General features: G+C 70.7%; 29 protein-coding genes. 11 read left to right on the top strand and 18 right to left on the bottom strand.

From position 1 onward, the window contains the following. Window positions 1-34: 34 nt before the first annotated feature. From ilvA to AB0M88_RS45405, 3 genes are all read right to left on the bottom strand, one after another. Window positions 35-1,285: a threonine ammonia-lyase gene (gene ilvA, locus AB0M88_RS45415; protein ID WP_364113096.1), complete on the bottom strand. Its 1,251-nt coding sequence runs from the start codon at window positions 1,283-1,285 to the stop codon at window positions 35-37. Window positions 1,286-1,351: 66 nt separating this feature from the next. After that, the gene (locus tag AB0M88_RS45410; RefSeq protein WP_364113094.1) at window positions 1,352-2,713 is read right to left on the bottom strand and encodes an amidase family protein; all 1,362 of its coding nucleotides are present in this window, start codon (window positions 2,711-2,713) and stop codon (window positions 1,352-1,354) included. A gap of 37 nt (window positions 2,714-2,750) precedes the next feature. Further along, a complete protein-coding gene (locus AB0M88_RS45405; protein WP_364113092.1) occupies window positions 2,751-3,902 on the bottom strand; it encodes a cystathionine gamma-synthase in 1,152 nt (383 codons plus the stop codon). 24 nt (window positions 3,903-3,926) lie between these two features. Between AB0M88_RS45405 and AB0M88_RS45400 the strand changes: the two genes are divergently transcribed. The 4 genes from AB0M88_RS45400 (at window position 3,927) to AB0M88_RS45385 (ending at window position 5,717) form a co-directional block, all read left to right on the top strand. After that, complete coding sequence (locus AB0M88_RS45400) at window positions 3,927-4,340, top strand: HIT family protein (RefSeq protein ID WP_364113090.1); 414 nt, start codon at window positions 3,927-3,929, stop codon at window positions 4,338-4,340. Window positions 4,341-4,388: 48 nt separating this feature from the next. Continuing rightward, window positions 4,389-5,048: a peptide-methionine (S)-S-oxide reductase MsrA gene (msrA, locus tag AB0M88_RS45395; protein ID WP_364113088.1), complete on the top strand. Its 660-nt coding sequence runs from the start codon at window positions 4,389-4,391 to the stop codon at window positions 5,046-5,048. Window positions 5,049-5,145: 97 nt separating this feature from the next. Then, complete coding sequence (locus AB0M88_RS45390) at window positions 5,146-5,430, top strand: type II toxin-antitoxin system Phd/YefM family antitoxin (protein ID WP_364113086.1); 285 nt, start codon at window positions 5,146-5,148, stop codon at window positions 5,428-5,430. Then, a complete protein-coding gene (locus AB0M88_RS45385) occupies window positions 5,427-5,717 on the top strand; it encodes a type II toxin-antitoxin system RelE/ParE family toxin (RefSeq protein ID WP_364113084.1) in 291 nt (96 codons plus the stop codon). Before AB0M88_RS45390 ends, AB0M88_RS45385 begins: the two co-directional genes overlap by 4 nt. 19 nt (window positions 5,718-5,736) lie before the next feature. On the opposite strand, the gene AB0M88_RS45380 is transcribed toward AB0M88_RS45385, so the two are convergent. The 3 genes from AB0M88_RS45380 to AB0M88_RS45370 form a co-directional block, all read right to left on the bottom strand. Next, complete coding sequence (locus tag AB0M88_RS45380) at window positions 5,737-5,943, bottom strand: RyR domain-containing protein (RefSeq protein WP_364113082.1); 207 nt, start codon at window positions 5,941-5,943, stop codon at window positions 5,737-5,739. Window positions 5,944-6,050: 107 nt separating this feature from the next. After that, window positions 6,051-6,776 (bottom strand): CPBP family intramembrane glutamic endopeptidase, encoded by a 726-nt coding sequence (locus AB0M88_RS45375; RefSeq protein WP_364113080.1) that lies wholly within the window; start codon window positions 6,774-6,776, stop codon window positions 6,051-6,053. Window positions 6,777-6,851: 75 nt separating this feature from the next. Continuing rightward, window positions 6,852-7,796: a trypsin-like peptidase domain-containing protein gene (locus tag AB0M88_RS45370; RefSeq protein WP_364113078.1), complete on the bottom strand. Its 945-nt coding sequence runs from the start codon at window positions 7,794-7,796 to the stop codon at window positions 6,852-6,854. Window positions 7,797-7,964: 168 nt separating this feature from the next. Here AB0M88_RS45370 and AB0M88_RS45365 point away from each other — a divergent pair, with 168 nt between their 5' ends. Then, the gene (locus AB0M88_RS45365) at window positions 7,965-8,300 is read left to right on the top strand and encodes a hypothetical protein (protein ID WP_364113076.1); all 336 of its coding nucleotides are present in this window, start codon (window positions 7,965-7,967) and stop codon (window positions 8,298-8,300) included. Between the two features lie 291 nt (window positions 8,301-8,591). Here AB0M88_RS45365 and AB0M88_RS45360 read toward each other — a convergent pair whose 3' ends face one another. The 6 genes from AB0M88_RS45360 to AB0M88_RS45335 all read right to left on the bottom strand — a co-directional run bounded on the left by AB0M88_RS45360 (window position 8,592) and on the right by AB0M88_RS45335 (window position 14,471). Continuing rightward, a complete protein-coding gene (locus AB0M88_RS45360) occupies window positions 8,592-9,089 on the bottom strand; it encodes a GNAT family N-acetyltransferase (RefSeq protein WP_364113074.1) in 498 nt (165 codons plus the stop codon). Between the two features lie 9 nt (window positions 9,090-9,098). Further along, the gene (locus AB0M88_RS45355) at window positions 9,099-10,289 is read right to left on the bottom strand and encodes a GNAT family N-acetyltransferase (RefSeq protein ID WP_364113072.1); all 1,191 of its coding nucleotides are present in this window, start codon (window positions 10,287-10,289) and stop codon (window positions 9,099-9,101) included. Window positions 10,290-10,299: 10 nt separating this feature from the next. Further along, window positions 10,300-10,845: a hypothetical protein gene (locus AB0M88_RS45350; RefSeq protein ID WP_364113070.1), complete on the bottom strand. Its 546-nt coding sequence runs from the start codon at window positions 10,843-10,845 to the stop codon at window positions 10,300-10,302. Continuing rightward, window positions 10,842-11,747 carry a ribonuclease Z gene (locus AB0M88_RS45345; RefSeq protein WP_364113068.1) on the bottom strand — a complete coding sequence of 302 codons (906 nt, stop codon included), beginning with the start codon at window positions 11,745-11,747 and terminating at the stop codon, window positions 10,842-10,844. Before AB0M88_RS45345 ends, AB0M88_RS45350 begins: the two co-directional genes overlap by 4 nt. Window positions 11,748-12,027: 280 nt before the next feature. Next, window positions 12,028-12,996 (bottom strand): polyphosphate kinase 2, encoded by a 969-nt coding sequence (gene ppk2 / locus AB0M88_RS45340; RefSeq protein ID WP_364113066.1) that lies wholly within the window; start codon window positions 12,994-12,996, stop codon window positions 12,028-12,030. A 53-nt stretch (window positions 12,997-13,049) separates the two neighbouring features. Continuing rightward, on the bottom strand, window positions 13,050-14,471 hold the full coding sequence (locus AB0M88_RS45335; protein WP_364113064.1) for a CYTH and CHAD domain-containing protein: 1,422 nt from the start codon (window positions 14,469-14,471) through the stop codon (window positions 13,050-13,052). A 131-nt stretch (window positions 14,472-14,602) separates the two neighbouring features. Here AB0M88_RS45335 and AB0M88_RS45330 point away from each other — a divergent pair, with 131 nt between their 5' ends. Next, window positions 14,603-14,770, top strand: a complete 168-nt coding sequence (locus tag AB0M88_RS45330; protein ID WP_364113062.1) for a hypothetical protein — start codon at window positions 14,603-14,605, stop codon at window positions 14,768-14,770. On the opposite strand, the gene AB0M88_RS45325 is transcribed toward AB0M88_RS45330, so the two are convergent. Further along, window positions 14,767-15,081: a hypothetical protein gene (locus AB0M88_RS45325; RefSeq protein WP_364113060.1), complete on the bottom strand. Its 315-nt coding sequence runs from the start codon at window positions 15,079-15,081 to the stop codon at window positions 14,767-14,769. The two genes, AB0M88_RS45330 and AB0M88_RS45325, sit on opposite strands and share 4 nt — an antisense overlap. 221 nt (window positions 15,082-15,302) lie before the next feature. On the opposite strand from AB0M88_RS45325, the gene AB0M88_RS45320 reads away from it, so the two are divergent. Beyond that, window positions 15,303-15,938: a hypothetical protein gene (locus AB0M88_RS45320; protein WP_364113058.1), complete on the top strand. Its 636-nt coding sequence runs from the start codon at window positions 15,303-15,305 to the stop codon at window positions 15,936-15,938. 52 nt (window positions 15,939-15,990) lie between these two features. After that, the gene (locus AB0M88_RS45315) at window positions 15,991-17,010 is read left to right on the top strand and encodes a DUF695 domain-containing protein (RefSeq protein ID WP_364113056.1); all 1,020 of its coding nucleotides are present in this window, start codon (window positions 15,991-15,993) and stop codon (window positions 17,008-17,010) included. On the opposite strand, the gene AB0M88_RS45310 is transcribed toward AB0M88_RS45315, so the two are convergent. The 4 genes from AB0M88_RS45310 to AB0M88_RS45295 are packed head-to-tail and all read right to left on the bottom strand — an operon-like array spanning window position 16,991 to window position 20,409. Next, window positions 16,991-17,671, bottom strand: a complete 681-nt coding sequence (locus AB0M88_RS45310; protein WP_364113054.1) for a hypothetical protein — start codon at window positions 17,669-17,671, stop codon at window positions 16,991-16,993. The genes AB0M88_RS45315 and AB0M88_RS45310 overlap by 20 nt on opposite strands. Window positions 17,672-17,710: 39 nt before the next feature. Then, the gene (locus AB0M88_RS45305; RefSeq protein ID WP_364113052.1) at window positions 17,711-18,655 is read right to left on the bottom strand and encodes a hypothetical protein; all 945 of its coding nucleotides are present in this window, start codon (window positions 18,653-18,655) and stop codon (window positions 17,711-17,713) included. Between the two features lie 47 nt (window positions 18,656-18,702). Beyond that, window positions 18,703-20,061: a cystathionine beta-synthase gene (locus tag AB0M88_RS45300; RefSeq protein WP_364113050.1), complete on the bottom strand. Its 1,359-nt coding sequence runs from the start codon at window positions 20,059-20,061 to the stop codon at window positions 18,703-18,705. A gap of 3 nt (window positions 20,062-20,064) precedes the next feature. Beyond that, the gene (locus AB0M88_RS45295; protein WP_364113048.1) at window positions 20,065-20,409 is read right to left on the bottom strand and encodes a YkvA family protein; all 345 of its coding nucleotides are present in this window, start codon (window positions 20,407-20,409) and stop codon (window positions 20,065-20,067) included. A 148-nt stretch (window positions 20,410-20,557) separates the two neighbouring features. Between AB0M88_RS45295 and AB0M88_RS45290 the strand changes: the two genes are divergently transcribed. The 3 genes from AB0M88_RS45290 to AB0M88_RS45280 are packed head-to-tail and all read left to right on the top strand — an operon-like array spanning window position 20,558 to window position 23,696. After that, the gene (locus tag AB0M88_RS45290; RefSeq protein WP_364113098.1) at window positions 20,558-21,595 is read left to right on the top strand and encodes an SGNH/GDSL hydrolase family protein; all 1,038 of its coding nucleotides are present in this window, start codon (window positions 20,558-20,560) and stop codon (window positions 21,593-21,595) included. Window positions 21,596-21,616: 21 nt separating this feature from the next. After that, a complete protein-coding gene (locus AB0M88_RS45285; protein ID WP_364113046.1) occupies window positions 21,617-22,405 on the top strand; it encodes an SGNH/GDSL hydrolase family protein in 789 nt (262 codons plus the stop codon). Between the two features lie 46 nt (window positions 22,406-22,451). Then, the gene (locus AB0M88_RS45280; protein ID WP_364113044.1) at window positions 22,452-23,696 is read left to right on the top strand and encodes an acetyl-CoA C-acetyltransferase; all 1,245 of its coding nucleotides are present in this window, start codon (window positions 22,452-22,454) and stop codon (window positions 23,694-23,696) included. A gap of 76 nt (window positions 23,697-23,772) precedes the next feature. Here the strand turns inward: AB0M88_RS45280 and AB0M88_RS45275 are convergent, their stop codons facing one another. Next, complete coding sequence (locus tag AB0M88_RS45275; RefSeq protein ID WP_364113042.1) at window positions 23,773-24,042, bottom strand: hypothetical protein; 270 nt, start codon at window positions 24,040-24,042, stop codon at window positions 23,773-23,775. Window positions 24,043-24,345: the final 303 nt, after the last annotated feature.

Below are 24,345 nucleotides of genomic sequence, written 5' to 3'. Positions count from 1 at the left end.
CGCACCTGAAGCAGGGTGCGCCGCCCCCGCGTTTTCACGGAGTCGCGTCGGCCAGCAGCGAGACCCGGTAGCCGGACGCCCGCAACACGCTGATCAGCGCGGCCGAGTGGTCGGCGCCCCGGGTCTCGACCGACAGCGCCACCTCGACCTCGCCGAAGTTCAGCCGCGGGCTCTGCCGGGAGTGCGCCACGTCGACGACGTTGGCCCGCTGCTCGGCGATCAGGGCGAGCAGCCGGGCCAGCTCACCCGGCCGGTCCCCGGTGCGTACGGCGAGCCGCAGATACCGCCCGGCCGAGGCGAGCCCGTGCTCGATCACCCGCAGCAGCAGCATCGGGTCGATGTTGCCGCCGGACAGGATCGCCACCACCGGCCCCGCCGGCTCGGGCACGTGAGCGCCGGTGAGCAGCGCCGCGACCGCCGCCCCGCCGGCCGGCTCGACCACCATCTTGTGCCGCTCGAGCAGCATCAGCAGCGCCGTGCACAGTTCGTCGTCGGAGACCGTGACCACTTCGTCGACCATCGTGCTGACGTGCGCGAACGGCAGGTCACCGGGCCGCATCACGGCGATCCCGTCGGCGATCGTGGCACCGGAGGGCAGCTTCCGCGGCTCGCCGGCGGCGAGCGAGGGCGGGTACGCCGCGGCCCCGCTCGCCTGCACCCCGATGATCCGGATGTCGGGCCGCAGCGCCTTGGCCGCCACCGCCACCCCGGAGATCAGCCCGCCCCCGCCGACCGCCGTGATGATCGTGGCCACCTCCGGGCACTGGTCGAGGATCTCCAGCCCGACCGTGCCCTGCCCGGCGATCACGTCCGGGTGGTCGAACGGGTGGATCAGCACCGCCCCGGTCTCGTGCGCGAACGCGTACGCCGCCTCCAATGCGTCGTCGACGCTGGTGCCCGCGTACTCGATCGAGGCGCCGTACCCCTTCGTCGCCGTGACCTTGGGCAGCGGCGCGCCCTCCGGCATGAAGACCGTCGACTCGATGCCGAGCAGGCCGGCCGCGAGCGCGACGCCCTGGGCGTGATTGCCGGCGCTGGCCGCGACGACCCCGCGCCGGCGCTCCTCGGGCGCCAGCCGGGAGATCCGGGTGTACGCCCCGCGCACCTTGTACGACCCCGCGCGCTGCTGATTTTCGCACTTCAGCAGCACCGTCCGGCCGATCGCGTCGGAGATCGGCTTGGACTCGATCAGGGGCGTGGTGTTGACGATCCCGGTCAGCAGTTCCCGGGCCGCCTCGATGTCCTTGAGGGTGAGCAGATCCAGCGGCAATGACGCACCAGTCATGAAAGAGATCGTGCCACCCGGCCCGAGGCGATCGCCGCCGGTGTTGGGGTGGGTGGAGCGGCGAACTCAGACGAAGGCGTGACGCTGCCAGGGGTTGAGTACCTCGAACTGGCCGGCCACCGCGAGCAGCAGCAGTTCCGAGTCGGGCGGCCCGACCAGTTGCACGGCCAGCGGCAGGCCGTCGGGGCGCACCCCGACCGGGAAGACGATCGCGGGCAGGCCGGCCACGTTCCACGGGGCGGCGTACGGCGCGTACCGCATGTTGACCGACATGTTGTCGCGCCAGCTGGTGTCCGAATACCGCGTCGCCGGCGGGGGCGCCGCGGCCAGCGCCGGGGTGAGCAGCAGGTCGACCGACTTGTCGGCGAAAAAGTTGACCGACCGCTCGCGCCAGCCGTCCCGCTGCGCCTGCCGCACCAGCCCGCTGCGCCGGGCCACCCGGCCGAGCTGGATGTGACGCCGGGTGCGCGGCTGGAGACCGGCCACGTCGAGCGACTCGGCCTCGAGGGCGGCCGCGGCGAACCAGGTCGCCAGCACGCCGATCCCGAGCGTGGTGGGGTAGCGCGGGTCGGCCGCCACGGTGTCGTGCCCGGCCTGCACCAGCAGCTTGGAGGCGGTGGTGACGGCCGACAGGTTGGCCTCGTCGGGTTTGATGCCGACGATCGGCGAACGGGTCGAGACGCCGATCCGCAGCCTCGACGGCTCGACCAGCTTGGCCGGCGGCCGCCCCGCCAGCACGCTGAAGCCGAGCACCGCGTCGGCCACCGTCGTGGTCAGCACACCGTTTTCGGCCAGGCCGAACCAGTCGTTGACGCCCAGCTGGCACGGGACGACGCCGCGGCCCGGCTTGAGGCCGACCAGCCCGCAGCAGGCGGCCGGGATGCGGATCGAGCCGAGACCGTCGTTGCCCTGCGCGATCGGGACCAGGCCGGCCGCGACCGCCGCGGCGGAACCGCCGGAGGAGCCGCCCGGCGTGCGGTCGAGATCCCACGGGTTACGGGTGGCGCCGCTCTCGTCGTCGGTGGTCGCCCACAGGCCCATCTCGGGCATCCGGGTCACGCCGACGACGACCGCACCGGCACCGCGCAGCCGGCGCACCACCTCGTGGTCGGCCTCGGCCACCGCGGCCGACCGGGCCGCGGCCGAACCCGACCAGGTCGGCAGCCCGGCCACCGCGGTGTTCTCCTTGACCGCCACCGGTACCCCGGCGAGCGGCAGGCCGGCGAGGTCGTCCTGCTCGTCGACCTTCTCCGCCTCGCTCAGCGCCTCACCGCCGCGGACCACCCGGAACGCGTTGAGCGACGGGTCGGAAATGGAGATCTGCTCCAGGTGCTCGGCGACGACCTGGGTGGCGGGCGCGTCGCCGCGCCGCACCGCCCGGGAAATCTGCTTCGCGGTGGCACCTACCCACGACGTCCCGTACTCCATGCCGCGATCTCCATTTATGTCCCGGAATGATCAAATATCAGCCGAGCGCCTGCTCCAGGTCGGCGAGCAGATCGTCAACCGTCTCGATGCCGACAGACAGTCGCACGAGATCGGCCGGTACCTCAAGCGCTGAGCCCGCAGCCGACAGATGTGTCATCTGACCCGGGTGCTCGACCAGCGATTCGACCCCGCCGAGCGACTCTCCGAGCACGAAGAGCTTCGTCCGGTTGCAGATCTCGATCGCCTTCTCCATGCCCCCGGCGGCCCGGAACGACACCATGCCGCCGAACCGCCGCATCTGCTTCGCCGCGGTCTCGTGCCCCGGGTGATCCTCGAGACCGGGATAGAGGACGCTCGCCACGGCCGAGTGCTCCCGCAGAAAACCGACGATCCGCTCGGCATTGTCACAATGCCGCTCCATCCGTACGCCGAGGGTCTTGATGCCCCGCAGCGTGAGCCACGCGTCGAACGGCCCGTTGATGCCGCCCATCGCGTTCTGGTAGAACGCCAGCTGCTCGCCGAGGTCGTCGGTCGCCGTGATCAGGGCGCCACCGACCACGTCCGAGTGCCCACCGAGATATTTGGTCGTCGAATGGACGACGACGTCGGCCCCGAGGGCCAACGGCTGCTGGAGGTACGGCGAGGCAAAGGTGTTGTCGACGACCAGCATCGCGTCGTACTCGTGGGCCAGGCCGGCCAGGCTCGCGATGTCGGCGACGTTGAGCAGCGGGTTGGTCGGCGTCTCGGCCCAGATCATCCGCGTCACGCCCGGACGGAAGGCGGCGTGCACGGCGTCGAGGTCGTCGAGCGGAACCGCCGTCCAGTCCAGCCCCCAGTTCTCGGCCACCTTCGCGAAGAGTCGATACGTACCGCCGTACGCGTCACCGGGAATGACCACGTGGTCGCCGGGCCGGCAGACGGCGCGCAAGAGGGTGTCCTCGGCCGAGAGGCCGCTCGCGAAAGCGAGCCCGCGGCGACCGCCCTCGATGGCCGCGAGGCACTCCTGGAGGGCGTCGCGGGTCGGGTTGCCGGAGCGGCTGTATTCATAGCCGAGGCGCGGTGCACCGACCGCGTCCTGGGCGTAGGTGCTGGTCTGATAGATCGGCGGCACCACCGCGCCGGTACGCGGGTCCGGCTCCTGGCCGGCATGGATGGCAAGGGTGTCGAACCCGTAGTCGTCAGCGGTCATGCTGCGCAAGGCTAGTCTCACCAGGTGGCCGACTGCGTGTTCTGTGGCATCGTGGCGGGTTCCGTCCCGGCGTTCAAGGTCGTCGACTCTCCCTCCGGCGTCGGGTTTCTCGACACCCGGCCGGTCTTCAAGGGACACGTGCTGGTCGTGCCCCGCACCCACGTGGTGACCCTGCTCGACCTGCCGGCTCCTGATCTGCCCGGATATTTCGGTCTCGTGCAGCGCGTCGCCGCTGCCGTACCGGTCGCTCTCGGGGCGCAAGGGACATTCGTGGCAATCAACAACATCGTGTCCCAGTCGGTGCCGCACCTGCACACACACGTCGTGCCGCGAACCAAGGGCGACGGTCTACGCGGCTTCTTCTGGCCCCGAAGGCGCTACGAATCGGACGAGGAAGCCACGTCGATCGCCGCGCTCATCGCCAAAGAACTCGGGTAAGGATCGCCTGACCCCCGGCGTTGCACAGGGCAGACGAAGGGAGTGACCGTGTTCCTGCGGTACAAGAAGCTCGAGTTGCCCACCCCCGACAAGGCCCTGCCGGGCCGCCCCCTGACGATGCCGGTCGCCGACCGGCACACGGTTCTCGGAACCCCGCTGCAGGGCCCGTGGCCCACCGGCCTCGAGGTCGCCGTCTTCGGCATGGGCTGCTTCTGGGGCGCGGAGAAGATCTTCTGGCCGCTGCCCGGCGTCTACTCGACGTCAGTCGGCTACGCCGGCGGCTTCACCACCAACCCGACGTACGAGGAGACCTGCTCCGGCTCCACCGGCCACGCCGAGGTCGTCCAGGTCGTCTACGACCCGTCGAAGATCGCCTACGAGGACCTGCTGAAGGCCTTCTGGGAGAACCACGACCCGACCCAGGGCATGCGCCAGGGCAACGACGTGGGCACCCAGTACCGCTCGGCCATCTACACGACGACCGACTCCCAGGCCGCCGTCGCGCAGGCTTCCCTGGAGGCCTTCCAGCCGGTGGTGACCGCGGCCCGCCACGGGCAGATCACCACCGAGATCAAGCCCTTGACGCGGTACTACTACGCCGAGGACTACCACCAGCAGTACCTTTCGGACAGCAAGAACCCGTACGGCTACTGCAACCACGGCCCCAACGGCATGACGTGCCCCATAGGTATAGCTAAGACCGCCTAGCAACGCAGGCCACCGGGCTTACCCCCGGTGGCCGTGGCTGGCAAGCACCCGAAAAGTCTGTACAGAATTCGCGCCAGTAGCTGCCTATAATTCGAGCATGACTGCCGTACCGTTCACCGATGCCCGTAACCGCCTTTCGGAACTCATCGACGCGGTGGCCTCGACGCATGAGCGGATAGAGATCACCAGACACGGCCACGCCGCCGCGGTGCTCATCTCCGCCGACGATCTCGCCGCGCTGGAAGAGACTCTGGAGGTCCTGTCCAGCGCCGAAGCCATGAGGCAGCTTGCCGAATCCAAGGCGGCCGTCGGAGCAGGTGACGTCCTCGACGCCGACGAACTCGCAGCGCTGATGGCGAAGCGGTCGAAGCAGGCACGGTGACAGAGGCGAGCCCCAGCCGCTACCGACTTCAGGTCGCCGGGCCAGCCGCACGCACCTTGGCCGGACGACTACCGGAGAAGATCGCCGCGGCCGTCTACAAGTTCATCACCACAGCCCTCCTCGACAACCCACATCGCGTAGGCAAACGACTTCTTCTGCCGCCGTTCGAAGGCACCTGGTCCGCCAGACGTGGCATGTATCGCGTCCTCTACGAGATCGACGAAGACGACCGCGTCGTGACCGTAACGGCCATCGAATATCGAGCGGACGCGTACAGATCGCGCTGAACGCAAGACCGCCGGCCGATCAGTCCCGGGAGATCGTGACGCCGAGAGCGATCATCGCCCGGATCGACTGGGAGATCATCGCGCGGTCGATGTCCCGCTCGCGCTCCAGCAGCTGGGCGTACGGCACCAGGCACGGGTGCTGTTTCGTGGCGTCGTCGCGTGCGGGTCCATAAGTCCAGCCCTGTTTCTCCGGGCTGGGCGACGATACGAACACCGGTATGCGCATCCGCGGAAACTTCACGTGCGACTACCTCTTTCGCCGAGGACTGTTGGCACGCGAACGGCATACCAGCGTTACCGGTCGGACAGCAGACGCCCTGTCGACCGGAGCGGTCAGGTGAGCAGGGGGATGAGGGTGAGCAGGATGCCGACCGAGTTGGCCAGGCAGTGCATGACGATGCCGAGGCGGAGCTTGCCGTAGCGGACGACCAGCGTCGTCAGGATCAGTTCCAGGGTGAGGATCAGCGGCCAGTTGAACGGCTGCCAGTAATGCTGCACCGTGAACAGCCCCGCGGACACGACGATCGCGGACCGCCCCGAGACCGGCAGCCGGGGCAGCAGGTAGCCACGGAAGTACAGCTCCTCCACCAGCGGGTTGGTGATTCCGTCCACGACCAGGGTCACCAGCATCGTCACGATGAGCGTCGTGTGGGCGAAGCCGTGGGTCGCGTCGTAGGACGGCAGGGCCCAGCCCGGGAGGATGCCCGCGAAGAGGCGCCCGAGCCGGTCGCCGGCCGGGCTCCACGCCGCGGCCATCGCCAGCGCGACGGCGAACAGCGGCGGCACCACCAGCCGCCACCGGCCCAGCGGGCCTCGGAAGGCGAGGACCGACGGCACTTCGCGCAGCGAACGCGCGGCCCGGGCCAGGATTCCGAGCTCCAGCGGGGTCAGCACGACGGCGAAGGCGATGGTCAGCGCGAAGGTCTGCGGGACCCGCAGCAGCGGCGCGACGACGAGCGCGACCGTGAAGGCGAGCGCCGCCGGCCCCAGGTGCAGGGCGGCGGTGCGAGGCCAGGAGAAGCGGGCGGAAGTAGCCTCGAGCGAATCGACGGCTGTCATGCCGTCAGCCTGCCCGCCGGGCCGGGCGCCGAAAAATACGGCTGTCCCCCCGATCGGAGGTGAGGCTAGCCCTTCCTAGTCGAGTTCGGCGGGAATCGTGACGACGTCGACCAGCGCGTTCTTGCGGAGCAGGGTGATCGGCAGGTGCTGGCCGATCGCCGGGCCCAGCATGAGGCGCTGGAGGGCCTGCACGGTCGAGGTCGGCTGGCCGCCCGCGGTGATCAGGATGTCGCCGAGGTAGATGCCGGCGCGGCCGGCCGGGCTGTCCGGGACGACCTCGACGACCCGCAGCCCCAGCTTCTGGCCGAGCCGCCCGGCCAGCTGCGGCGGCAGCGGTGTGGGCACGCCGGCGACGCCGAGCCAGGCCCGCCGGACCTTTCCGGTGCCGACCAGCTCGCCGATGATCGTGCGGGTGGTGCTGTTGACGGGCACGGCCAGGCCGAGCCCGTACCCGGCCACCGCGGTGTTGATGCCGACCACCGCGCCGGTGGAGTCGGCCAGTGCTCCGCCCGAGTTGCCCGGGTTGAGCGCCGCGTCGGTCTGGATGACGCTGTCGATGATGCGGACCCGCCGGCCGTCGCGGGCCGGCAGTGACCGGCCGAGGCCGGAGACGACGCCCGCGGTGACCGAGCCGGCCAGCCCCATCGGGTTGCCGACCGCGACCACCAGCTGGCCGATCCGCAGGCCGTCGGCGTCGCCGAAGAGAACGGCCGGCGCGCCCGGGTTGTGCACCCGGACCACGGCGAGGTCGGACAGCGGGTCTGCGCCGACCACGTCGAACTTTGTCTCGGTGCCGTCGGCGAAGGCAGCGGTGCCGCTGCGGGCGCCGGCGACGACATGGGCGTTGGTGAGGAGGAATCCGTCGTCGGTGAAGGTGACCGCCGACCCCGCGCCGGCACCCCGCGGGGTGCGCACGGACAGGGCGGCGACCGAGGGCAGCAGGTGCGCGGCGACGCCGCTCACGACCTGGCTGTACGCGTCAAGCGCCCCGGCTTCGACACCCGTGTGTTCGGTATCCATGACGCAGTCAACACGGGCGCCGAGATCGTCGATGCCCGGACGACGTCCGCCCACGGCGAACACCAGCGATTACAGATAGTCGCCGGAGTCGCACACTACGTCCGACCGGCTCATGGCGGGCGGGGGTTGTATGTGACGTGAGTTCCGCCGACTCCGGGAGGGTAAGGAATGGTCATCGCCGACGAGTCCGTACCGACCGACATCGTGGACCGGCTGCTCTGGCAGGACGCGCAGCAGATGCTGGATCGCCATGCCGAGCCGGGAGACGACGGTAGCTGTGTCTGGTGTGGATGGCGCTGGCCGTGCGCGCCCCGGCGGCTGGCCGAGCGGGCCGACGCCGTTTCCCGCCGCCCGTGGCGGGAGGCCTGGACCCTGCGGCACGACCTGAACAGCATCCGGGCCATGCCGGGGCTTCGGGCCGGGTTCGAGGACAACAGCGGCCGCCGCGCCGAGGCTCCTCCGGGCCGCCGCCGCTCGGACACCAACCGCGGCTATTTCGACTGACAACTGAAGACATCGACGTCGCCCGACAGCTTGACCGTCCCCCGGCAGGCCAAGGCTTTCAGCCCGGCGGCCGACGTCGTCGAGCGGTCGATGCCGGCGCGCCCCGCCAGCGCACCGGTATCCCGCGCCCACAACCCGCCCAGCGACCGGACCAGGGAAACGGCATGCCTCCGCTGTTTCCCGCGCCTCCGGCCAGGCGCAACCCCGGTTCCGGGCGGGGCGGTTGGCGGGAGCGCGTGACCACAGGTTCCCCCGCAACACCTGGTCGCGCGTTCCCGCCCACCGGAGTATTCAGAGCGGCCGCGAATAACGCAGTTGCGACACCGGCTCGCCGTTGACCGCCTCGACGCGGGTCTCCCCGTCGGGCACCCAGCCGCCCCCGGCGTAGAACCGGCGGGCCCGCTCGTTCTCCTCGAGCACCCAGAGCACGGCCCGGTCGCCGCCGATCTCCTCGAGCTGCCGCAACGCGTTGCACATCAGCTCACGTCCGACCCCGGTGCCGACCAGTTCGGGCACGACGTGGATGGCGTACAGCTCGACGGCCCCCTCGGTCTCACTCGGTCCGACGTAGGTGAATCCGACGATCTCTCCGTCCCGGTCGGCGACGGTCAGCCGGTGCGTGTCCTGCTCCCACTTCCAGCGCTCCGACCACCACTCGCCCAGCGCCTCGGCCGATCCGCCGGCCAGCGTCTCCGGCGCCAGGATGTGGGCGTAGGCCGCGGCGCGCGACCGCCAGTGCACCCCACCGACCGATTTAAGATCAAAATCTTTTCCCGTACGCAGGCGCATCGCTCAAACCTACTGTCGGAGCACGTCGCGGTGGTCGCTGGTCCAGTCGTACGCCGCGCGTACGTCCTCGACCGTTCCCCGCTCGCGGAGCCGGACCATCGCGGGTTCGCCCGCCTCGGCGGCGGCGTCGATGCCACGCCAGCACCGGTCCTGCCACCACATGATCGTGTCGACCAGTGCGGTGCGGTCCGCCAGCCCGTAGGCGTCGGCGATCACCCGCACGAGCCTCGCCGCCTCGGCGGCATCCGGCACCGCGGGGCCCAAACCGACGTACTGCCAGCACACATGGGCTACGTCGTGGATGCGCTCACCCGGCGCGGCGATGTCCCAGTCGACGAACGCCACGGGAAGCGACTCCCGGTAGACCGTGTTCTTCGGCGACAGGTCGTTGTGGCACACCACCTCGTGGCCGCCGGCGAGGTCGGTGCCGGCGGTCAGGTCGTGGAACTCACGCACCAGCCGGGCCACCGCGACCAGGCTCCGCTCCGACCGGATCTCCTGGCCCGGCCGCGCCGGCACCGTGCCGTCGATGAAGCCGAGCATGTCGCGGCCGCGGTCGTCGGTGCCGAGGAACCGGGGCGCACCGGCCCACTGACGCTCCTCGAAGTGCCGCAACAGCCGGTGCACGAAGTCCGGATCGCGGGGCGGCGCCTTTCGTACGGTGTCGCCGACCCGCACGGCGTCGCCGACGAAACCACCCGCCAGCGCGTCGCCGGCCGGGACCTCGTAGACGAGTTCCAGTCCGTCCTCGTCGTCCCACTGCTCGCCGACCTGGCGGAAGCCGTACTGCAGCGCCAGGCCGGACGAGGGCAGGTTGTCGGGCCGGATGCTGACCCGCACCCGGCGGACGTCGGGTTCCCGGGCCGCCCGGGCCAGCAGGGCCTCGAGGGCCGCCCGCGCGAAGCCCCGGCGACGGTGACGGGGATCGATGCGGTAGCCGATCTCCACCATGCCGTCGCTGTCCGGCGGCCCGTGGAAGCCGGCCGCGCCGACCGCCAGCGACTGCTGTTCGTCCCACACGATGCCGGTGACCCAGGCCGCGCTGGACGGGTCGTGGTCGTATTGCTCACTGCGCCTCTGCCACACGCCGTGGCATTCCGGGCCGGCCAGGTAGGGCGAGGGCGGCACCGGGCTGACCGCCGTGGCGGCCGCCAGATCACCCTTGGCCAGGGCGCTGAACGCCGGGCCACTCAGATGCACGATGCGAATCTCACGGCGCGGGCTGCTCACTGGACCGAGCCTTCCGGATCGGCCCGACGCGATCAATCGGATTACCGCAGGGCGCGCTCGATCGCGAGCCCGGTCGCGCAGACCAGTTCCTCGCCGCCCGCCGGCCCGGCGAGCCGCAGGCCGGCCGGGCGGACATCGCCTCGGCCAGCCGGGCGTCGCCGATCTTGCGGCCCGCGCGCAGGCATCCGTTGACGGACGCGCCGACTCCCCCGGCGTCGAGGAGCGTACGGTGCGCCCGCCACATCTCGCCCGGAAGGATCGTGTCGAACGGGCCGAAGGTCGCGCCCCAGCCCGGCAGCCGCACCTCGCGAACGTGGACGCCCGCGGCGTCGAGGGCGGCATCGACGGCCTCCTCGACCGCGGGGTCGACGCCGTCGATCCGCAGCCGGCCGACCAGGCGGGCCGGGCGGCGACTCTGAAGCCCGGTTCGAGCAGGCGCATGCCGGTCACGACGGCGGCGACGTCGCGGGCCAGCGGGCCGACGGTGTCCAGGCCGGGCGACATGCGTTGTGATCACGCCGGTCATGTCGATGGCGTCCTTGACGGCCGGCGGGGCGGGACCGGCACCCGCATGAGGTCTTCGGCGATCACGATGTCGCCGTCGAACTCGGCCCGGGCCTCGGCCATGAACAGGTCGGGGTCCTGGTAGCGCTGGGAGAAGTGGGTCAGCACCAGCCGGCGTACGCCCGACTCGCGGGCCACCGACGCCGCCTGGCCGGCCGTCAGATGCCCGACCATGCGGGCCATCTCGGCGTCCGCGGCCAGGAAGGTCGACTCGATCACGAGCAGGTCGACGCCGGCGGCCAACTGGTAGACGTTGTCGCACAGGCCGGTGTCCATGATGAACGCGAAGCTCTGCCCGGGCCGCTCGACCGACACCTCGTCGAGGGTCACGTCGCCGAGGCGGCCGGCCCTCTGCAGCTCACCCACGGCGGGCCCGGAGATGCCGCGGACGGCCAGGGCCGCGGGCAGCATGCGGCGGGCGGGTGGTTCCTCCAGGCGATACCCGTACGCGGGCACCGAGTGCCACAGCGGCAGCGCCGTGAGCGGCCCGTCGGCGAAGTCGGCGGTGATCGGCGAGGCGACGATCTCGGCGTTGTCCCAGTAGCTCGTCGCGTGCCGGAGGCGGTCGTAGAACTCCTGCCCGGCCGCCGGGTAGTGGACGACCACCGGGTGCGGCACCTTGTCGAGCGAGAGGCGCTGGAGGATGCCGGGCAGGCCGAGGCTGTGGTCGCCGTGGAAGTGGGTGATGCAGATGCGCCGGATCGGGGTGACGGCCAGGCCGGCCATGAGCATCTGGCGCTGGGTGCCCTCGCCCGGGTCGAAGAGGATCACCTCGTCGTCCCAGCGCAGCAGGTAGCCGTTGTGGTTGCGGTGCCGGGTCGGAACCTGGCTCGCCGTACCGAGAACGACCAACTCGCGCGTCAAGAAGGACTCCGGATAAGAGCGACCCCCGGGGATCTTCCGCGCCCATACAAGGGCGTGGTCCGGTCGGACAAGGCCGGATCCCCGGGGGTCGGATGGCTGTCGCGTATTCGCCTGACCGCTGCCACACGGTCTCGACGTTCATTCACGAAGCTGTCGAGGACAGCGGCTAGCGGACAGCCACCTCACGAGTCCCGTTGCTATACAACTTCGGACCACCTCCCTTCACGTGTACGGCCAACTTAGCGGCCAAACCGGAGAGGCGCCAACGTTTTTGATGTCACTAGAGACGCGGGAATACCCGGGGCGACATTTCGGTGCCTTCCACCGCAAGTGACGCCGGGCCGATGAGAAGTGGGTCGGGGCGGCCGACGATCTCCTCGTCCTTGTTGGCGTAGTCGAAGCGGGTGAGCACGTGCCGCATCGCCTCGAGCCGGGCCCGCTTCTTGTCGTTGCTCTTCACCACGGTCCAGGGCGCGTCGGCGGTGTCGGTGTAGAAGAACATCGCCTCCTTGGCCTCGGTGTATTCGCCCCACTTGTCGAGCGAGGCGAGGTCGTTGGGCGAGAGCTTCCACTGGCGTACGGGGTCGACCTGCCGGATCGCGAAGCGGGTGCGCTGCTCGCCCTGGGTCACCGAGAACCAGAACTTGATCAGGTGGATGCCGGAGCGTACGAACATCCGCTCGAGCTCCGGGGTCTGCCGCATGAACTCGAGGTATTCGGCCCGGGTGCAGTAGCCCATGACCCGCTCGACGCCGGCCCGGTTGTACCAGGAGCGGTCGAACAGCATGATCTCACCGGCCGCCGGCAGGTGGTCGATGTAGCGCTGGAAGTACCACTGGCTGCTCTCGCGCTCGCTGGGCTTCTCCAGCGCGACGACGTTGGCGCCGCGCGGGTTGAGGTGCTCCATGAAGCGCTTGATGGTGCCGCCCTTGCCGGCCGCGTCGCGCCCCTCGAACAGGATCACCATCCGCTCGCCGGTGTCCTTGCACCAGTTCTGCAGCTTGAGCAGCTCGATCTGGAGCAGCCGCTTGTGGTGGTCGTACTCGTGGCGGGACAGCCGCTCGTCGTACGGGTAGTCCTCGCGCCAGGTGTCGACCGGGGTGCCGTCGGCGTTGAGCAGCACCGGGTCGTCGTCATCGTCGTCCGCGACCCGGTAGCCGCCCAGCTCGGTGAGCGGGCCGTCGTAGGGCGGGGTCACCTGATCGTCCTGGTGACCGTTGTCGTTAGCGTGATCAGCCTCGGCCTGCATGTGTGAATTCATACCCACACACACCTACCTGGCAGCTTTCCCGGAAGTGAACATCAGCCGAGCCATTTCCGAAGCTTCTTCTTCCGCGAGGTCTCGACGACCACCGGCAACTGGGCGTACGTCTCCCGGCCCACCTGCTCTTGCCGGGCCCACAGAATCCCGAAGTGGAAGCTGTCGGAACCCCACTGTTCGAGCAGTTCGCGGGCGACCACCGAATCCTGGTGGGCGCCGAGCACGTCCTGCAGCTCGGTGAGCGCCTTGATCAGGTCTTTGGCCGGCTTGCCGACCGTCGGCTCGAAGACCTCGACCGCGTAGCGCGCCCGCTTGTACGACTTGCGGGCCTCGTGCAACTCGTGGTCCTCGCCCGCGGCCAGCGCCTGGTCGAGCAGTTCGTCGGCCTTGTGGAGATCTCTGCGGACCCGCTTGAGCGGGTTGTCCTCGACCCGCTCGGTCTCGTCGACGAGCCGGTCGACGCGGTCGAGCAGGGCCAGGTAGCGCTCGCTCTCGAGCGCCTCGTCGAGGGCCGACTGGCCGCGCTCGATCTGGGAGTCGAGGTGCTCGCGCACCCGGGCGGCGACCTCGGGGAACTCGACTCCCTCCAGGAGCTTGCCCTCGAGGACCTGGCCGTCGCGCACCTCACCGAGCAGCGCGGCCAGCCACTTCAGCTCGTCACGGAGCTCGCCGGCGTCGCCGAACGTCCGCTTGAACGTCTTCAGGCAGCTGCGCAGGCGCCGGGTGGCGACACGCATCTTGTGTACCGCTTCGCCGTCCCCGCGCCGAACGCCCGGATCGAACCGGGTGAGGTCGTCGCGCTGCTCCTTCGCGTACCGGAGAACGGGGTTGACCTTGATCTTGCTCTTGGGGTCGAGGAGCGGAGCGCGGTCGCCGAGGGCGCGCGCGACCTTGGAGGGCCCGGCGGCGGCCCGGGCGCCGGCGGCGAACAGCTTGCGCTCGACCGCGTCGAGGACCTTGGCGTCGCCGTCGACCAACTCGACCTCGACCTCCTGCCAGCCCTGCTCGGCGCCGTCGACCAGCGCGGTCACCCGGTCCTGCGCGACCAGCGCGAGCGTGCGGCCCGACTCGTCCTTCAGCGGGGTCTCGACGCGGTGGGTGCGCAGCTCGGCCACCGGGTGCAGCGGGCGGCGCCGGATGATCGCCCGGACCTGCTTGCGCAGCTCGACCGGGACCTCGCCGTTCCCCTCGCCGAGCGGAACCCGGTGCTCGCGGCGACTTCCGACGTCGCCCGGCGTTTTCAGGTGCCAGCCCGCGTCGTGCCCGCCGGTGCGCCGCCGCAGCGTCCGGCGATTTTGCATCAAGCTCAGCTCGTCGGTGTCGAAGTAGGTGGCGTCGAGATCCTGCGTTTCGGCGTCGCCGGCACTCCGAATGCCGCCGGAACCGGTCAAAGGCGGCAGCTCGAAGCCCTCGGGTACGTCGTACTTGCGCTCGGTTTCGGTCGCGATCTGCACCCTGTTCATGTTGCCCGTATCCGGGGCTTCTAGACAGGCCAACCGATTAGCAGCCTCCGCACAGCCGGATCTCAGGTCGGGCTGGCACCGTGGTGGGCCGGTCGAATCGTGGGCCGGTCGAAATCGTCAGGGGGAACCCGATGGAGAAGTCAGAGCGTCGCCCGGTCTCGCTGGCCGGGCTGGGCCTGATCAGCGCGGGAGCCATGCTCGGCCTGGCGCTGGCCGCCCCGGCCCAGGCCGCGCCGACCGAAGCGCCGCAGCCCGCGCCGAACTCGGCGATCCAGCAACCACCGCCGGACGAGGGCTAGCGCGCCCGGTTGCGCAGGTAGAGCGCGCGCTGATAATTCGCCGCCGCGGCCCCGAAATACATGGTCGCGAGGCCGGTGTGAAAGGTGTTGTCGGTGATCGCGTTCTTGGCGTTGGCCGAGCCGGACCACCGGATCTCGGCATCCGACGTGCTGATGCCACGGCGGGCGCAGCGCAGGCGGTTCATCTCCTTGCCGACCTTCCACGTCTCGAGCGCGGACTCGGCGTTCTTCATCATCTCCCGGGCCTGCTCGATCAATGACTCGGCGAGGGCCCAGGCGGCTCGCTCCTCGTCGCTGTAGAACGCTGGCATGGCTTCAGTTTGCGCAGGATGTCGGGGTATGTCGATCTTTTTCAGCCACGGGTGTGAAACCCTGGCGCGCCGCTTGCCGTCCCAACCATCAGCGGACGCCGATCAACCAGCTCCGCGCCGGCTGCGAGTGGCAGCTCGATCTGTGCCGCCGGAACATTGACCGCACGTTGCGCGGTCGGCTAAACCGTGTGTGAACGTCGATGCCGGCGGAAGGTGGGCAGGTGGAGCAGGTCTCGGCGTTAAACCTGGCGGCTGACCTGGCCGGCGCGCTCGAGGGGCCCACCTATAACTTGATCAGCTTGATCGTCGGAATTCTCGGTCTGATCGGGACGACCATTCAGGCCGTCGTAGCCGTTCAGCAACGGGCGGAGAGGCGATCCGGTCGAATTCGACGGCTGAGATGGCGTTCGCTCAAGCGGAGTCTGGCGAAGGTGGCGGTGGCTGCCATCATCGGCGTTTCGCTCGGGCTCGAGGTGCTTCTCGTGAAATTGACACCGGCGCCGCGCCCAGCGTCCTGCGAGCCCGGACGCGCTGACAAACCAGGCGGCCCGACGCTGTCGCTGGAGACAAGCCGAGCCTTGGGCCACACGTTCGTCGAGGTCCATGGTTACGGGTTCGCCAAAACACAGCCTCTGTACGTGCACGTCGACGCGCAGGGCGGAACGCGGCGGCTGACGTATTCCGCGGAGTCCTCTCCCCGGGCGACCGGCGACGGATACTTCGAAACGATGCTTCTCATGCCCAAGGACTCATCGGGCATCTACTGCGTATTCGCCTGGTCGACACCTTACGGATCCGGCAAGACGGCGGAATACGATCCGGACGCCGTCGCGGGTTCCCGACTGACCCTCGGCTAGCATCCGGCGGCCGAACTTCTCAGCGGTCGGGGCAGGCGGTAGCCTCGCGCGCGTGATCTTCCGACGGCGGGGCAAGGACGACCCCACGGCTGCTATCCAGGGGTTCTGGGCGTGGTGGGCGACCGCGCGCCCGCGGGCCGAGAAGCTGATCGCCGGAACGCCCGATGACGCGCTGGTGGCCGAGATCGGTGACCGGGTGTCGGCGATCCACCCCGGCCTGCAGTGGGAGTTCACGGCCGGCACCGACACCGCGCACCGGCTCGTGGTCACCTCGGCCGGCGACGCCGGCCTGCGGTCGCTGGCCGAGCGGTGGCGCCGGGCCGCGCCGGACGCCGACGGCACCTTCGGGTACGCGTCGACCCGCCAGGGCGATCCCGGCGCGCTCGACGGGGCCGTCCTCGACCTCGCCGGTCACCGGCTCGACCTGGGTGAGCTGCGGTTCGCCGGGGTGGTCGACACCGAGGCGAACGCCGTGCACGTCACGGTCTGGCACCCCGTCTTCCCGGGGCTGCCCGAGGAGGCCCGCCTGCAGGTCGCCTTCCTGTCCCTCGACTGGGCGCTCGGCGAGGACCGGGTCGAGATCTGGATCGGCGCGATCAGCACGGCGACCGAGCCGGGCCCCGATCTGACCGCGGCCGCGCTGGCCGGCGTGGTCGCCGGCGTGATCCCGGCCGACGGCGAGGCGCTGTGGTCCACGTTGGCCGGCACCCGGAAGGGCCGGCCGCTGGTCGCCCTGGTGCAGACGCCGCTCAAGGCGGCCCGGTGGCCGGCCTACGACCTGCACATCCGGATCGACGTGCCCTACCGGTCGCGGGACGAGAACGGCTTCCCGGCCGAGGACGCCTTCCCGGCGCTCTACGCGTTGGAGGACCGGATCGACGCCCGGGTCGACGGTGCGGTCGTGGTCGCCCACGAGACGTCGGACGGCGTGCGCACCACCCACCTGTACGCCGAGCGCCCGGCCGCCGCCGCGGTGCTCGAACCGCTGCTCCTCGACTGGCCGGACGGCCGCATCCGCATGAAGGTGACGCCCGACCCGGGCTGGACGGCCGTCAGTCACCTGGCCAGATGAGCATCGCCGGGGCGCGCACCATCATCGTGCCGTCCCCGTTGAAGACCGACCGGGCGAACACCGGGTCGACCAGCGGCCGCGGCCACCGGGTGGTGCTGTCCCAGACGAAGCCCTCGATCAGTTCGAGTTCGTCGACGACCAGTTCGGAGAGGTCGAAGCCGCACACGTCGACGGCGATGGCGTACAGCTCGTCGGAGAGGTCCTGGGCGGCGGTCCGGGCGAGATCGGTGGCCCGGACCGCCTTCCGCAGGCCGCCGAGCGAGCCGGCGCGCTTGCCGACGCTGGGCGGGCGCCGGCGGGCCCGCACCGGGGCCGGGGGCGGGTCGATGTCGTCGAGCGCGGTCAGCACCCTCGCGACCGCCGTCTCGTAGGTGGCGACGACGGCCGGATCGGCCGGGAGCGGGCAGGCCCGGCCGAGGCGCCCGCAGCGCATCGGCAGGGCCACCTTCACCGCCCCGACCGTGATCGCGGCGGCGCTCAGCGGGTAGCCACGGTCCGGCCGGTCGGTGAGCAGCTCGCGCAGCATGCGCGCGATCAGGGCCAGTACGGTCAGTGCGGCGACCGCGTCGTCGCGCACGTCGAGCACGTCGCGGACCTGATCGGGCCGGATGCCGGCGGTCCGCGCCGGCATCGCTCGCGCCCGGAACACGTTGCCAGCCATGCCGATCAGACAACCGCCGTTTGCCGCCGCCGCGTCGCACTACTTGGGCGAGTTCCCGCAGTCGTCACCGATGTCGAGGGAGTGGTCGGCGCGCAGGTAGTTGTCGGGGTCCTCGGTGTTGGACGGCGCGACGGCCGGCGCGCTGTCCGTCCGGGTCGGCGCCAGCAGCCCCCGGCCGGCGGCCGAGCAGTCCACCAGGGCGCTGTAGGCGTCGACGTTGCGGATCCACATGCCCCGATCGCCGGCCCGGAGGTTGTGGGTGTCGGGGAAGTCCCAGTCGATCTGGTCGTGCTCGGCGGCGAGCGGGTGCTGCGGGCCCTCGAACGCGTAGACCCAGATGTAGTTGGTGGTGATCCGCAGATAGGCGATGTCGCCGATCTTGACCGTCCGGTACGTGGTGCGGCCGCTGACGCGGGGCTGCTCGGACGGGTCGAGGTGCACCGACGGGTCGATCCAGGTCGCCACCGTGGACCGGTCCTTGCCCGCGAACCAGGTCTTGATCTCCGGGCGGGCGTTCGGGGCGAGCAGGGCCAGGTACTTGTCCGGCTTGTGCCCGGTCAGCATCTGAGGATCGAGCCGTCCCGCGATCATGGCCGCGCGTACCTTCTTGAGGTCCGCACCCACCTGGGCGGCGGAGAAAACGCCGGTCCTGGCCGCCGCCGGCATCGAGATGCCGGCGGCGCCCTTCGGATAGAGAGCCGCCGGCGACCCGGCGAAGGCATCGGTCGGGGCGGCACTCTGCGTCGTTTTCACGCTGACGCCGGACGGCACGCTCTGCGTCGGGTACGGGACGGCGCCGCCGGCCGATTCCCGGTTGCCGAGGACAGCCGACTTCAGTCCGGGAACGACCGCCACGACGACCAGCGCGGCCACCGCGATCGCCAGGGCCCAGAAGCCGAGGCGCTGTCGGCGCTCCCGCCGGACACGCTTCTCGGCCTTCTTGCCCCAGTCCTCGAGACCGGCGAACGGGTCTTTGTCATCCACGGCGAAGGAGTATCGCCGAACGACGATCTCCCCGCTGCCCCGCCCGGTTACGTCAGGTGAACCAGCAGGTCCTGCCGAGTCAGCACGCCGGCCGGCTTGCCGTCGATGAGCACCAGCGCGGCGTCCGCCTTCTCCAGCAGCGCGACCGCCTCCCCGACCGGCTGGCCGCCGCCGATCATCGGCAGCGGGTCGCCCATGTGCCGCTCGATCGTGTCGTGCAGGTGGGCCTGCCCGGTGAACAGGGCGTCGAGCAGGTCCTTCTCCGCGATCGAGCCGGCCACCTCGCCGGTCACCACCGGCGGCTCGGCCTTGAGCACCGGCAGCTGGGAGACGCCGTACTCCCGCATGTAGTCGATCGCGTCGCGGACCGTCTCGGTCGGGTGCACGTGGACCAGCGGCGGGATGCGGCCGGCCTTGCCCTCGAGCGCGTCGGCCACCTTGGGCTCGCTGCCGGTCGCGTGCAGGAAGCCGTACCGGGCCATCCAGTCGTCGTTGAAGATCTTGGACAGATAACCGCGGCCGCCGTCCGGCAGGAGCACCACGACCACGTCGTCCGGGCCGGCCTTGCGGGCCACCTCGAGCGCGGCCACCACGGCCATCCCGCACGAGCCACCGACCAGCAGGCCCTCCTCGCGGGCCAGCCGGCGGGTCATCTCGAACGAGTCCGAGTCGGAGACCTCGATGACGTCGTCGCAGATGCCGCGGTCGTACGTCGTGGGCCAGAAGTCCTCGCCGACGCCCTCGACCAGGTAGGGCCGGCCGGTGCCGCCGGAGTAGACCGAGCCCTCCGGGTCGGCGCCGATCACGCGCACGTCGCCCTGCTCCTTCAGGTAGCGCCCGACGCCGCTGATCGTGCCGCCGGTGCCGACCCCGGCCACGAAATGGGTGATCTGCCCGTCGGTCTGCTTCCACAGCTCGGGGCCGGTCTCCTCGTAGTGGGACCGCGGGTTGGCCGGATTGCTGTACTGATCCGGCTTCCAGGCGCCCGGGATCTCGCGGGCCAGCCGGTCGGAGACGTTGTAGTAGGAGCGCGGGTCTTCCGGTGCGACCGCAGTCGGGCAGACCACGACCTCGGCCCCGTACGCCCGCAGGACGTTCTGCTTGTCCTCGCTGACCTTGTCCGGGCAGACGAACACGCATTTGTAGCCGCGCCGCTGGGCCACCAGGGCCAGGCCGACGCCCGTGTTTCCGCTGGTCGGCTCCACGATCGTGCCGCCCGGTCTCAGGAGGCCCGCCTGCTCGGCGTCCTCGATCATCCGCAGCGCGATGCGGTCCTTCACCGATCCGCCCGGGTTGAGGTATTCGACCTTGGCGAGCACGGTCGCGGCGATCCCCTCGGTCACGCTGTTGAGCCTGACCAGGGGCGTGTTGCCGATCATTTCGACGACGTTGTCGTAATAGCTCACACCTCAGACTACGACGGTGCGTGCCCGCTGCTTCTCCCACTCCAGGAAGCGCTCGGTCTCGCTCAGCACGGTGCCCGCCAGCCAGGCGATCATCACGGCGTCGTCGGCGAGTCCGAAGATCAGGAAGATCGCCTCCGGGATGAGGTCGATCGGCGAGATCACGTACGCCGTGGCGGCCGCCATCAGGGCCACCCGCATGCCGCCGTCGTACTGCCCCTTGGCGGTGGCCTTGAGCATGCGGGGCAGCGCGGCCACCCGTTTGCCGATCGAGGGACCACCCCGGGCACCGGAGACCAACGCCTTGGTCAGCGCCGTGAAGGCCGCCGTTCGTTTCAGCGTCTTAGCCATTCCCCAACTCCTCTGTCGTCCCTCAAGCATTACTTAGGCGCGCCATGATTGCCCGTCGACGCCACGCGTTAGCCTCGAAGCCAGGGGCAACGGGGAGGGGTACGTGAGCGTCATCCAGCTCAGCACCGAGGATCGACGCCGGATCAAGCTGGCCGGGCAGATCGCGGGCGGGGTCACCGGCACGGTCGCGGGGGTGGCCGCGCTGTCGGTCGGGCTGCTTCTGCGCCAGGCCGCGGACGCGCGCAAGGTGATCCCGATGGCCGAGGCGCCCCCGCCCCGCGGTGACGGGGTCTACGGTCCGAAGTTCGGCGGCCCGGCGATCAAGATGGTCATCCTCGGCGACTCCTCGGCCGCGGGGTACGGCGTACACCGTCCGCGCGAGACGCCGGGGGCGCTCCTGGCCACCGGGGTTTCCCGGCGGCTGCACCGCCCGGTGCGGCTGCACCGGGTGGCCGTCGTCGGCTCGATGTCGTCCGGCCTGCCCTACCAAGTGGACGCCGCCCTCGAATACGAGCCCGACGTCGCGATCATCCTGATCGGCGGCAACGACGTCACCCACATCTCGGCGCGCGCCGCGGCCGTACGCCATCTGGGCGACGCCGTGCGCCGCCTGCGGGCCGCCGGCTGCAAGGTCGTCGTCGGCACCTGCCCCGACATCGGCGCGATCCAGCCGATCAAGCCGCCGCTGCGCTGGCTGGCCCGCAAGTGGAGCCGCGACCTGGCCGCCGAGCAGACCGTGGCGGTGGTCGAGGCCGGGGGCCGCACGGTGTCGCTGGGCAACCTGCTCGGCCCGATGTTCGCCGCCGACCCGGTGCGCATGTTCTCGTCCGACCACTTCCACCCGTCGGCCGAGGGTTATGCCCGGGCCGCCGCCGTGGTGCTGCCGACCCTGCTGGCCGCGCTGAGCGAAGACGGTCGGGGCGTGGTGGACGATCGCCCGGCGGCCGAGGTCGGCGTGCGCAGCCTGCCCGAGGCGGCTCAGGAGGCCGTACGCGCGGCCGGCACCGAGGTCAGCGCCGCGCGCGGGCCGGCCGGGCGGTGGGCCGTGCTGCGGCGCCACCCCTGGTTCGGGGAGCCGCGGCAGTGGTTCGGCCACCACCGGAGCCCCGGCGGCACCGAGACCGCACCCGTTCCGAGCGGCCGCTCGGCCTCCAGCGCCGTAGGCTGGACCCCAGAGGATCACTGAGTTTTCCGGGCAGGGGGCGACATGGCTGGGCTCAACGCACGCATCGGCAAGGCGGCGACGGCCGGTCTACTCGCCGCGGGTGTGGGCGGGTTCGCCCTGCTCGCGGGCGAGATGCTCGCCGCCAAGGCCCGGCGTTACGCCAAGCCGACCATGGGCCTGGCCCTGCGCACGTCGATGGGCCCGGTGTCGGCCCCCGCGCTCCGGCTGGTGCTGCTCGGTGACTCGGCGGCGATCGGGGTCGGTGTCGAGTGGCTCTCCGAGACCGTCGGCGGTCAGCTGGCCCGCCTGCTCTCCGAGGGCGGCTCGGACGCGAACGAGCGCCACGTCCTGCTCTCCAGCGTCGGCGTGGCCGGCTCCCGGTCGGCCGACCTCGCCACCCAGGTCGCGCGGGCCCTGCTCGGCGACCATCCCGACGTGGCCGTGGTGCTGATCGGCGCGCACGACGCGACCAGCCTGCGCGCGCCCGAGGAGGCGGCCGGTCAGCTCGGGCAGGCGGTGCGACGGTTGCGTGACGCGGGCGTGCAGGTCGTCGTCGGCACCTGTCCCGACCTGGGTGCTCTCCGCTCGATCGCGCCGCCGCTGCGCCAGGTGGCCGGCATGCTCGGCCGCCGCATGGCAAAAGCGCAGGCCAAGGCCGTGGAGGAGGCGGGCGGCGTGGTGGTCGACCTGGCGCTCGAGACCGGCGCGGTGTTCCGGGCCGACGCGGGCACGCTCTGCTACGACGGCTTCCACCCGTCGGCCGACGGCTACCGGGTCTGGGCCCACGCTCTCTACCCGGCGGTCGCCAAGGCGGCCATGTCACGCCTGTGACAAATCCCGTCTTCCCGCTAAGTTACCGGCGAGTTAACGTGGTGCCATGCCGGAAGCTGTCATCGTCGCCACCGCCCGCTCCCCGATCGGCCGCGCCGTCAAGGGATCGCTGAGGGACCTGCGTCCCGACGACCTCACCGCCACCATCGTCGACGCGGCGCTCAGCAAGGTGCCGCAGCTCGACCGCACGCTGATCGAGGACCTCTACCTGGGCTGCGGCCTGCCCGGCGGCGAACAAGGCTTCAACATGGCCCGCGTGGTCGCCACCAAGCTCGGGCTCGACGGCCTGCCCGGCGCCACGATCACGCGCTACTGCTCGTCGTCGCTGCAGACGACCCGGATGGCGTTCCACGCGATCAAGGCGGGCGAGGGCGACATCTTCGTCTCGGCCGGAGTCGAGACGGTTTCCCGGTTCGCGCGGGGCAGTTCCGACGGGCTTCCCTCCGAGGCGCAGGCCCTGGTCGGCGGCGGGTGGCAGAACCCGTACTTCGCTTCCGCGATGGAGCGCACCGCGGCCTCGGCCGCCGGCGGTCAGACCTGGCACGACCCGCGCCTGGACGGGGCAGCGCCCGACATCTACATCGCGATGGGACAGACCGCCGAGAACCTCGCCCAGATCAAGGGCGTCTCGCGCGAGGAGATGGACGAGTTCGGCGTCCGCTCGCAGAACCTGGCCGAGAAGGCGATCGCCGACGGCTTCTGGGAGCGCGAGATCATCCCGGTCACGCTGCCCGACGGCACGGTCGTCTCGAGGGACGACGGCCCCCGCCCCGGCGTCACCGTCGAGGGCGTGGCCGGGCTGAAGCCGGTCTTCCGCCCCGACGGCCGCGTCACCGCCGGCAACTGCTGCCCGCTCAACGACGGCGCCGCCGCGGTCGTCGTCATGAGCGACACCAAGGCCCGCGAGCTGGGCATCACGCCACTCGCCCGGATCATCTCGACCGGCGTCACCGCCCTCAGCCCGGAGATCATGGGCCTGGGGCCGGTCGGCGCCTCCCAGCAGGCCCTGGCCCGGGCCGGGATGACCATCGACGACATCGACCTGGTCGAGATCAACGAGGCCTTCGCGGCCCAGGTCATCCCGTCGTACAAGGACCTGGGGATCCCGCTCGACAAGCTCAACGTCAACGGCGGCGCGATCGCGGTCGGCCACCCGTTCGGCATGACCGGCGCCCGCATCACCGGCACCCTGCTCAACTCCCTCGACTGGCACGACAAGACCATCGGCCTCGAGACGATGTGCGTCGGCGGCGGCCAGGGCATGGCGATGATCGTCGAACGCCTGAGCTGACGCTCTCCGGCTACCGCCGGGCCCGGCCTGCCACGAGCGGCCGGGCTCGGCGGTTTGTAATCCGCTTCGGTTTTCTTCATCCGCTTGAGCCCCGGAATGCCTCGGGGGCGTGCCGGTCCGGGTCGTCCTGGCCGATCGGACCGGGCCGGTCCGACTTGAGTCGCGTGTTGCGGGCGGCGACGGCGAAAAGGGCGTGATAGCCGTGGCTGTATCCCTCCCGGAATGATCGGTCCCGGTCCATGCTGTGCTTGTACCACTGATGGACGCGTCCGCCGCCATAGGCGAACAGCACGGAAGCCAGGACGTACGCGATGATCTGAAGGGCGCTGTTTCCACCGGTCGGCATTCGACAACCTTAAAGCGGTAAAACGACGCGGGGATATGCCGTCTACGGCACCGGTTGCCCGACTTTCGTGCGGCCCTTTGCGCCGATCATCCCACCGTTTTCGAAGGTGGCCGGCGGCTCGGCACGACGAAAGGGTGGCCCCTCCTGGTTCTCGGAGGAGAGGCCACCCTTTCGTGGGGGGGGGGGGCGGGGGGGGTGTGCGGAGGGCGGCCCCCCACCCGCAAGCCGAGTGCCCCCTGGTAGCGGGAGCCGACGCCGACCTCGTTGCCGATCTGGCCGTTGAGCCCGTGGCCGGAGCCGTCG

It is taken from the genome of Actinoplanes sp. NPDC051411, from assembly GCF_040682075.1.
Classification (GTDB): domain Bacteria; phylum Actinomycetota; class Actinomycetes; order Mycobacteriales; family Micromonosporaceae; genus Actinoplanes.
Note: the sequence above shows the minus strand (reverse complement) of the source record. Positions and strands in the feature narration are given on the sequence as shown.